The 8,947-nt window shown below is 60.0% G+C and carries 7 protein-coding genes; 2 read left to right on the top strand and 5 right to left on the bottom strand.

All coding sequences use genetic code 11. The features are described from left to right. Positions 1 to 88 precede the first annotated feature (88 nt). A complete protein-coding gene (gene phaC, locus ACW9JE_RS25780; protein ID WP_457434341.1) occupies positions 89 to 1,765 on the bottom strand; it encodes a class II poly(R)-hydroxyalkanoic acid synthase in 1,677 nt (558 codons plus the stop codon). Between the two features lie 228 nt (positions 1,766 to 1,993). On the opposite strand from phaC, the gene ACW9JE_RS25775 reads away from it, so the two are divergent. After that, positions 1,994 to 2,866, top strand: a complete 873-nt coding sequence (locus ACW9JE_RS25775; RefSeq protein ID WP_457434340.1) for a GNAT family N-acetyltransferase — start codon at positions 1,994 to 1,996, stop codon at positions 2,864 to 2,866. A gap of 154 nt (positions 2,867 to 3,020) precedes the next feature. On the opposite strand, the gene ACW9JE_RS25770 is transcribed toward ACW9JE_RS25775, so the two are convergent. From ACW9JE_RS25770 to ACW9JE_RS25760, 3 genes are read right to left on the bottom strand one after another with little or no spacing between them, the layout of a single operon-like run. Further along, entirely contained in the window at positions 3,021 to 3,812 is a 792-nt protein-coding gene (locus ACW9JE_RS25770) for an SDR family oxidoreductase (RefSeq protein WP_457434339.1), read from the bottom strand. Positions 3,813 to 3,824: 12 nt separating this feature from the next. Then, positions 3,825 to 5,141 carry an MFS transporter gene (locus ACW9JE_RS25765; RefSeq protein WP_457434338.1) on the bottom strand — a complete coding sequence of 439 codons (1,317 nt, stop codon included), beginning with the start codon at positions 5,139 to 5,141 and terminating at the stop codon, positions 3,825 to 3,827. 47 nt (positions 5,142 to 5,188) lie between these two features. After that, positions 5,189 to 6,127 (bottom strand): 3-keto-5-aminohexanoate cleavage protein, encoded by a 939-nt coding sequence (locus tag ACW9JE_RS25760; RefSeq protein WP_457434337.1) that lies wholly within the window; start codon positions 6,125 to 6,127, stop codon positions 5,189 to 5,191. A 159-nt stretch (positions 6,128 to 6,286) separates the two neighbouring features. On the opposite strand from ACW9JE_RS25760, the gene ACW9JE_RS25755 reads away from it, so the two are divergent. Continuing rightward, entirely contained in the window at positions 6,287 to 7,315 is a 1,029-nt protein-coding gene (locus tag ACW9JE_RS25755; RefSeq protein ID WP_457434336.1) for an AraC family transcriptional regulator, read from the top strand. 33 nt (positions 7,316 to 7,348) lie between these two features. Here ACW9JE_RS25755 and ACW9JE_RS25750 read toward each other — a convergent pair whose 3' ends face one another. Continuing rightward, positions 7,349 to 8,614, bottom strand: a complete 1,266-nt coding sequence (locus ACW9JE_RS25750; protein ID WP_457434335.1) for an OprD family porin — start codon at positions 8,612 to 8,614, stop codon at positions 7,349 to 7,351. Positions 8,615 to 8,947 lie beyond the last annotated feature (333 nt).

Below are 8,947 nucleotides of genomic sequence, written 5' to 3'. Positions count from 1 at the left end.
CAAAAAGATGGGACTGCTGCGCAGTCCAACGGGGGCAAGCCCCCTCGCCACAATGGTAAACACCACAAGTTATCTGATCATTGCAGGCTCAGCGCAAATGCACATACGTCCCCGGCGCAGCCTCTCCCGCCGCATATCCCCGACTGCCCAATTTACGCGGAGCCTTCTTGCGCTCCCCCGACCGTGCCTGCACCCACGCCAGCCAATGCGGCCACCACGAGCCTGACTGTTCGGTCGCCGCATCCATCCACTCCTGAGCCTCTTCAGGCAACGTGCTGCCGGTCATGAAACGCGACTTGGGATTACCCGGCGGGTTGAGGACGCTCTGGATATGCCCGCTGTTGGACACCACGAACTCGCCCTGGCCGCCGAACAGATGCATGGAGCGGTAGCAGGCTTCCCACGGGGTGATGTGGTCGGTCATGCCGGCGATGCAGTAGAAATCACAGGTCACCTGCGCGAGGTCGATCAGTGTGCCGCAAACCTCCATCGCGCCGGCGCGGGCGAAGGGGTTGTGCTGGTACATATCGATGAACTCGCCGTGCAGCGCGGCTGGCAGGTTGGTGGTGTCGTTGTTCCAGTACAGGACATCGAACGCCGGCGGCTCGTTGCCGAGCAGGTAGTTGTTGATCCAGTAACTCCAGATCAGGTCATTGGGGCGCATCCAGGCGAAGACCTTGGCCAGCTCGCGGCCCTCCAGCACGCCTGTCTGATACGACCTGCGCTTGGCGGCCTCGAGGGTTTTCTCGTCGGCGAACAGCCCGACCTGCGTGTCCGGGCGGATGTCCAGCATGCTGACGGCCAGGGTGAAGGCATTGACCTTCGTCTCTTCCAGCGCGGCGTAATGCCCCAACAGCGAGGACATGGTGCAGCCGCCGGAACAGGCGCCGAAGATGTTCAGATCGGTGCTGCCGGTGATCGCCAGAATGGCGTCGACCGCTTCCTTCAGGGCTTCGATGTAGCTGGAGAAACCCCACTCACGCTGCGCCTTGCCCGGGTTGCGCCAGCTGATGGCGAAGGCCTGGATTCCGTTGTCGAGCAGATAGCGGATCAGGCTCTTCTCCGGCGTCAGGTCGAACAGGTAGAACTTGTTGATCTGCGGCGGCACCACCAGCAACGGACGCACCTGCATCTGTTCGGTGCGGGGCTTGTACTGGATCAGTTCCAGCACCTCATTGCGAAACACCACCGCACCTTCGGTGGTCCCCAGATTGCGACCGACTTCGAAGGCGGTCTTGTCCACCTGGCTGGGCATGCCGTTGTTGTCGATCAGGTCCCGAACCATCTGCGAGAAGCCATCCAGCACGCTCTTGCCGCCGGTTTCGAAGAAACGCTTGATCGCCGCCGGATTGGCCGGTGTGTTGGTCGGCGCCATCGCCTCGGTCAGCAGGCCGATGACGAACTGGCCACGTTGCGCGTCCTGTTCGCTGAGGTTGCTGGTGCTGATCCAGTCGTTCATTTCCTGACACCAGGCCAGGTAGGTCTGCATGTAGCGGCGATACAGCGGATTGCGCTGCCAGGTTTTCTCGTCGAAACGCTTGTCCCCCGCCGCCGGCGTGAGTTGCGAGCGGTTGAGCAGGACGTTTTTCAGCTCAACGCCGAACGCCGCCATGTGCCGGGCGCTGTGCACGGGCTGCTTCAACACTTGCCGCAGGACCATGCGCGCGGTGCCGACCAGATCGCGGCTACGAGGACCGAACGCCGGGTTCAGGCTCAACGTGTGCATCGCGGCTTGCTGGGAGAGATCTTTATCTTTCTTGTTCAATGTGACGCTCCGGTAATGCAATGAGGACTGTGTAACGAGGGCTTGCCCTGCAGAACTTGAGGAGCAGGTTAAGTCGAGAGGGGGACGGCCTATTGTTCATTTGGCGACAACGCTTTTTCAGTTCATGACAACCGATGACCTTTGATCCGGGAGTGCGCGGAGTATCGAAAAAGGGTTCAGAGTGGGGACGGGCCGTGTGCCCGGTCAGCGATTGAGGAGAACTTCGCCGTGTCGAATCAGCTGGTCATCCGCAACATGACCCGTGCCGAGCTGGACGAGCTTGTCGGTTGGGCGGCTCGTGAGGGTTGGAATCCCGGCTTGCACGATGCCGAGCTGTTCTGGGCTGCGGACCCTGAAGCCTTCATCGCGGCGACTTTGGACGGGGAGTTGATCGGCGGTGGCGCGATCACGTCCTACAACGGCGAATATGGATTCATGGGTTTCTTCATCGTGCGGCCCGAGTTTCGCGGTCAAGGCCTCGGCAATACCCTCTGGCACGCCCGCCGCAAACGACTCCTCGCCCGCCTGCGTCCTGGGGCAAGCATCGGCATGGACGGTGTTTTCGCGATGCAGGACTACTACGCCAAGGGAGGATTCGTCTTCTCCCATCGCAACATGCGTTTTCGAGCCGAGAACAGCGAACGTCCAATAATCGCGTCGGTAGACGGTCAGGAGATTGTGACGCTAGCCACCGTCCCTTTCGATCAGGTGGTCGCTTATGACCGAACCTGCTTCCCCGCCCGGCGCGCAGCCTTTCTGCGCGGGTGGATCGCCCAGCCCGATGCACTCGCCGTGGGTTGCCGGCGCGAGGGCAGATTGAGCGGATATGGCGTAGCAAGGCGCTGCCTGGAAGGCTACAAGATTGGCCCCTTGCTCGCCGACGACGCCCCGGCAGCCAATGCCCTCTACACGCGCCTGGCAGAATTTGCGCAAGGCAGCCCGCTGTTTCTCGACGCCCCGGAAAACAACCCCGCCGCCATGTCACTTGTGCACCAGCAGGGCATGGTGGAAGTCTTCGGCTGCGCCCGCATGTACCTCGGCCCTGCCCCGGCGATTGCGCAGGAGCGGGTGTTTGGGGTCACGACGTTTGAGCTGGGCTGACTGGCGACGTTGGATGTGCCGACCTCTTCGCGGGCAAGCCCGCTCCCACAGTGAACTTCAGTCGACCGCAAATTCCGCGTCCAACCACAAGATCCGTAGGAGCGAGGCTTGCCCGCGAAGAGGCCGGTACATTCAGCGGCGATTCAAGGCAGCTCTACAGGTACTCGACATTGCCATCCACGCTGATCGCCTGCCCGGTGATGTTTACCGCAGCCCGCGAAGACAGGAACAGCGCCATCGCCGCCACATCCTCCATCGTCACCATCCGCCGCAGCGAGATCTTTTCCAGGTACTGATCGCGCATCGATTCAAAGCTGATGTCCAGCGCCTTGGCGCGCGCATCGATCACCCGATCCATGCGCTCCCCCGCCACCACACCCGGCAGGATTGCATTGACCCGGATGTTGTGGGGCCCCAGTTCGTTGGCCAGTGACTTCATCATCCCGACGATGGCCCATTTGGTGGACGCGTAAGGCGTTCGGAACGGATAACCCAGGCGACCGGCCACCGAAGACATGGCGATGATGTGCGGATTGTGTCCCGACTGTTTCAGGTGCGGCACCGCTTTGCTCAGGAAGTAGTACTGGCTGTTGAGGTTGGTGGAAATGGTCTGTTCCCACGCATCCGCATCCAGTTCCTCGATGCTCCCGGTCGGTCCGGCAATGCCGGCATTGTTGACCAGGATGTCCAACCCGCCGAGCAGCGAAATCGCCTCGTCCATGATCCGGTCGACATGCTGCTTGATCCCGACATCCACCACCCCGCCGTGCATGCCAGGGAATTCCAGCTTCATGCGCTCGACGGCAGCGGCATTGATATCGCAGATGTAAACCTGCGCACCCACCTCATGGAACGCCTTGGCGATAACCGCGCCGATGCCCGCGGCGCCTCCGGTGATGACCACCTTCAGACCCGGCGGCGGTGTCAGCAAATCCACAATTTTCATGACGCTCTCCTCTTATTCTGCAACCAACTGCGGGCCCGGCTCGTTGTCGATCGCTCTGGCCAGCAACGGTACCAGCAGCAACCCCAGCACAGCGGCGGACACGATCACGTAGAAACCCGACGAGCTCAAGCCCGTGGCCTTTTCAACCAGGCCAAACAGGTAAGGCCCGGCAAACCCGCCCAGCAGGCCAATGGTGTTGATGAACGCAAGCCCTGCCGCCGCTTGAATCCCTTGCAGGCGTTTCATGGCGATGGCCCAGTAAATCGGCAACACCCCGCCAGCGAAGAACGCCGTGGCGGTGAACAATGCGATTCGCACCGCCGCATCGCTGATCAGCGTAAAAGCCAGGGAGCTGGCGATCAGCCCGACGGTGAACAGCCCAAGGCAGTAGCAGTCCCGGGCGATTTTGCGATGGATCCTCGGCAGCACCAGCACCCCGGCCAGAAAGCCGAAACCGACACTGCTGGACAGCAGACCCACAGTGAGCGGCGAGGTGATCTGCATCTGCTGGATGATCGATGGGGTAAAGAACACCAGTCCGACGAACGCCACCTGGTTCAGGAAATAGATCAGGCCGATCAGGATTGTGGTCGGACGCTTCAGTGCCTTGCCCCAGTGACCGGAATACTCATGGGAGTCGGCATGGCCGGGCAGCAGCGCATGGGCCTCCAGCGAGTCGGCCTCGGCCTTGGTCAGCCAGCGTGCATCCCGGGGACGCTCCGGCAACTTGAACCACAGAATCACGCCGACAATGATGCTTGGCAGGCCTTCAAGCAGGAACATCCACTGCCAGCCATACAGGCCGCCGATGCCGTCCATCTTCATCAGTGCGCCGCCGATCGGGTTGCCGATGACCAGTGCCAGTGCCGGCGCCAGGTAAATCCAGCCAATGGCGATGGCACGATCCTTGGGCGCGAACCACAGGGTCACCATGTACATCAGCGCGGGAAACAGCCCCGCCTCGGCGATGCCCAGCAGGACCCGTAGCAGATAGAACGACCACTCGCCCTGAACGAACATCATGGCCGAGGACAGGGTGCCCCAGGTCACGGCGATTCGCGCGATCCAGCGGCGTGGCCCGATGCGGTGCGCCAACAGATTGCTGGGCACCTCAAGCAGCGCATAGCCGAGAAAGAATATTCCCGCACCCAGCCCATAGGCGGCTGCGCTGATGCCCAGATCGGCGTTCAGCGCCGCCTTGGCCAATGCAACGTTGGTGCGGTCCAGGTAGGACATGAAGTAAATGGCACACATCAGCGGAATGAGTCGGGTCATCGCTCGCCGTGTGGCCAGCCAATGGGTCTCGGCGGTGCTGAGCATGATCGTCATGGTGCAACCTCTTTTTGTTATTTTTCTGGTGGGTTCGGGCAGCGCAGTTACAGGTGAACCTGATGTCTGCCCTTGAGGCCGAGCATCTGTCGGGCTTCATCGGGCGTGGCAATTTCGTAGGAAAGCTCTTCAAGGATGTGGCGCACTTTGCGCACCTGTTCGGCGTTGGTCCGGGCCTTCACCCCCTTGGCCAGGTAGATGCTGTCTTCAAGACCGACGCGCACGTTGCCGCCCATGATCGCGCCCATGGTCACGAACGGCAGCTGATGCCGCCCGGCGCCGAGGATGGAGAATTCATAGTTGTGCCGCCCGAACAACCGGTCGGCGGTGGCGCGCATGATCGACAGGTTTTCCGGGTCGGCACCCAGGCCGCCGAGGATGCCGAAGCAGGACTGGATGAACAGCGGCGGCTTGACCAGTCCCTGCTCGACGAAATACGCCAGATTGTACAAATGGCCGACGTCGTAGCACTCGAATTCGAAACGGGTGCCGTACTCGCCCAACTCCAGCATGATCTCGCGGATGTCCTTGAAGGTGTTCTTGAACACCACGTCTTCCATGCCTTCGATGTGATCCTTCTCCCAGTCATGACGCCAGCTGGAGATCTTGCTGGCGATCGGGTGGATGGAAAAATTCATCGAGCCCATGTTCAGCGAACACAGCTCCGGTTTGGCCAGCAGTGGATAGGCGAGGCGCTGGGCCAAGGTCATGCGGGTGCTGCCACCGGTGGTGATGTTGATGATCGCATCAGTGGCTTGGGCGATGGCCGGGACGAACTGGCTGAAGACTGCCGGATCCGGGGTCGGACGGCCATCCTCGGGATCGCGGGCGTGCAGGTGCAGGATCGCCGCGCCGGCTTCGGCCGCTTCAATCGATTGTTCCTGGATTTGCGCCGGGGTCAGCGGCAGGTATTCGGACATCGACGGTGTGTGCGTCGCACCTGTGACTGCGCAGGAAATGATGACTTTGCGGCTCGGCTGACTCATGGAGGGTCCTGTCTTGTTATTGGATTGCGCAGGGGCGAAGAAGATCGACGTGATTCGCGGCTTCTGCGTGTGGAAACAAGCTTATTGAATTTCCACTCCGCCGGTAAGATCATTAACGGACACCTATAGATCCTTAAGGGACAGTCGAAGGAGTCACCCATGCCGCCGAAAACGCCCCTATTCAACGATCGCATCTACGCCCCCTATAAAATCGCCGCGCTGGTGGAAGTCCTCAGCGAACAGGGCATTGCACCCGCAGACAGCCTTAAAGGCAGCGGCGTCGCCGAGGACAGCATCTACGACGCCACCGCGCTGACATCGGTGCGGCAATACGCGACGGTTTGCGGCAATGCACTGTCCCTCTCCAAAGACCCCGCGACCCCGTTCAAGACTGGCTCGCGCCTGCACCTGTCGGCCTATGGCATGTATGGCTACGCGCTGATGTCCTGCCTGTCGCTGCGCGATTACTTCCGGTTGGGCGTGAAGTACCACTCATTGGCCACGCCGACCCTGACCATCGAATGGCATGAATACGAAGACGAGGCCGTGTGGACGTTTCCGGACGCCTCCAATCCGAGTCCGTCCCGCGAGATCAAGCAGTTCCTCATCGAGCAGCAATTCACCCAGCACGTGACCCACTTGCAGGATGTCTTCGGCAAAAGTTGCCCGCCGACCAAAGCCTGTTTTTCCTACCCGGCGCCGGCCTACGCCGAAATCTATGAGCAATACCTGGGTTGCCCCTGCGTCTTCGATCACGATCAGTGCGAGCTGCATTACGACAGCTCGATTCTCGATCAGAAACCCCATCTGGCTCACCGCCTGACCGCCACCGTGCTGCAGGAAACCTGCGACCGCCTGATCGGCCAGGCCAAGGTCTCGACCGGGATTTCCGGCGAGGTGTACCAGATGATGATGCAGACGCCCGGTGAGTTTCCGAGCATGGAGACCGTCGCCGAAAAGCTGCATATGACCACCCGCAGCCTGCGGCGCAAGCTTCAGGACGAAGACACTTCGTTCGTGGCCATTACCGACGATGTGCGCTGTTCGCTGGCCATCGAATACCTCAGGACCACGATCATGAGCACCGACGATATCGCCCTGCTGCTGGGCTTTTCCGAGCCGACGAATTTTCGCCGGGCGTTCAAGCGCTGGACCGGAAAAACCACCAAGGACTACCGCCAGAGCTGAAGCGCGGCTTCGGCCCTGGCGGTTTCACACGGATTACAGGATTGAAAGCGGGTAACTGATGATGAGGCGGTTTTCGTTGAAATCCGCCAGGTTGAAGTCGCGCTTGATGACAGAGTTACGCCAGCGCAAGGAAAGGTTCTTCAAGGTGCCGCTCTGGATCACATAGGTCAGTTCCGACTCACGCCCCCACTCCTTGCCATCGGTTACGCCAGCGGAGTGCACATTCGAACCCCTGATGTAGCGGTTCATCAGGGTCAGGCCCGGAACACCCAGTGCGACAAAATCGAAGTCGTGACGCAGTTGCCAGGAACGCTCGTCGGCAAAGTCATAACTGTTGCTGAAACTGTCGTTGGCCAGGGTCGCGCCGCTGGTTCCGTTCAGGCGCATCCAGTTATCGCCATCGACCTTTTGCAGGCCCAGATAAAACGTGTTGCCCAGATAGCGGGCAGACAGCAGTGCCGACCAGGTTTTGTTATCCAGCTCACCGGCCAGCTGTTTGCCGTCGTCCTCACCACTGAAGAATCCAAGGTTGGCCCCTAACAGCCAATCACCAAGTTTTTGGCTATGGGTGAAGTTGAAATAGCGCTGGTGATAGATATCTTCAAGTTGCGCATACCAGGCGCCGACCTGGCTCTGATTGTCATTGAAGGCATATTCCACACCGGAGAAATTGAAACGGTCGGAGGTGATGCCCGGACGATTGAACATCGACATCCGCTCCATGCTCGCGTCATTGCGCGGGCTGTTGCCGCGCAGCTGACCGCCATAGAACGTGAAGTTATCCAGGTCCTTTGAGGTGATCTGCGCACCGCGAAAGGTTTGCGGCAATGATCGACCATCATCGGAACGGACCACCGGCAGGCTTACCACCCACTCACCGACCTTCGCCTGGGTCTTGGCAAACCGCACTTTCGCCGCCACCGCCAGACGCCCGAAATCGTCCGCTGGCCGACCATCGTCGTGAACCGGCAACAGTTGCGTATTGGTCGTGCCTTTACCGCCGTCGAGTTTCTGCGAATACAGACCCAACGCATCCACGCCGAACCCGACCGTGCCCGAGGTAAACCCGGAACGGGCATCCATGATCACGCTTTGCGTCCACTCCTCGGCCTTGGCTTGCGGATAAGCGCTCTCGGTGAAGTTGCGGTTGATGTAGTAGTTGCGCAGGTTTGCGGTGACATGGGCATCTTCGAAAATACCGTCGGCGAAAGACGGCAGACAAGTTAGCGATGTACTCAGCACGGCAAATTTCAAAGACGTCGAAACAGCCTGGGACTTGATCAGGGGGCGATATCGCATGGGGATTCTCTTTTATTTTTATTGGGAGTGAGCGTGTGCACTCATGTGGCGATACTAGAGAGAATCCGGGGGATTCAAAGATCAATAGCAGACAGCATCGGATCTTAAAGGGACAAAGCGATATTGAAATGCACCACAGAAACCTGTGGGAGCGGGCTTGCTCGCGAAGGCGGTGTGTCAGACAACATCGATGTTGGATGTACCGGCCTCTTCGCGGGCAAGCCCGCTCCCACAGTGGCCTGCAGCGCACGCAGAATCTATGTTCACCCCCATCCAATTGTGGGAGATTCTATGGTTGAGGGGAAGCTCTCAACCGGCTTTTGGCTGATATTC

Source organism: Pseudomonas sp. SDO55104_S430 (assembly GCF_054070595.1).
The sequence above is the reverse complement of the archived record's forward strand: the minus strand, read 5'-3'. Positions and strand labels throughout refer to the sequence as shown.

Bases quoted from the DNA above. Each gene is read 5' to 3' on its own strand.
- ACW9JE_RS25770 (WP_457434339.1), bottom strand. From the start codon at position 3,812: ATGAAAATTGTGGATTTGCTGACACCGCCGCCGGGTCTGAAGGTGGTC.
- ACW9JE_RS25765 (WP_457434338.1), bottom strand. From the start codon at position 5,141: ATGACGATCATGCTCAGCACCGCCGAGACCCATTGGCTGGCCACACGG.
- ACW9JE_RS25760 (WP_457434337.1), bottom strand. From the start codon at position 6,127: ATGAGTCAGCCGAGCCGCAAAGTCATCATTTCCTGCGCAGTCACAGGT.
- ACW9JE_RS25755 (WP_457434336.1), top strand. From the start codon at position 6,287: ATGCCGCCGAAAACGCCCCTATTCAACGATCGCATCTACGCCCCCTAT.
- ACW9JE_RS25750 (WP_457434335.1), bottom strand. From the start codon at position 8,614: ATGCGATATCGCCCCCTGATCAAGTCCCAGGCTGTTTCGACGTCTTTG.